The 253-nt window shown below is 62.3% G+C and carries 1 pseudogene; it reads right to left on the bottom strand.

Features of this window, described 5'->3' with window-relative positions:
* Positions 1–61 precede the first annotated feature (61 nt).
* Positions 62–208, bottom strand: a pseudogene (locus ACQ4LH_RS21280) (bifunctional adenosylcobinamide kinase/adenosylcobinamide-phosphate guanylyltransferase); the annotation flags it as partial.
* Positions 209–253 lie beyond the last annotated feature (45 nt).

Genomic DNA, 253 nt, shown 5'->3' with positions numbered 1-253 from the left:
AGCCGGCATCCGATTTCGCTCATTTCGTCTGGTGGGCTCGGAATTGGGTATAAGAGACACCTCATAGCGCATTCCCCTTGAGAACCATCGGCAAACCCGCCACGGTAAACACCACACGCTCACAACGCTCAGCCAGGGCCTGATGCAGCCAGCCCGCCTCGTCAACATAACGGCGGGTYAGCTCGCCCAGCGGCACCACGCCCAGACCTTATAAACACCCGACGCCGCCGACGCCGCCCCCCCACAGACGGGA

Source organism: Pseudomonas peli (assembly GCF_050563605.1).
GTDB lineage: Bacteria > Pseudomonadota > Gammaproteobacteria > Pseudomonadales > Pseudomonadaceae > Aquipseudomonas > Aquipseudomonas peli_A.
Note: the sequence above shows the minus strand (reverse complement) of the source record. Positions and strands in the feature narration are given on the sequence as shown.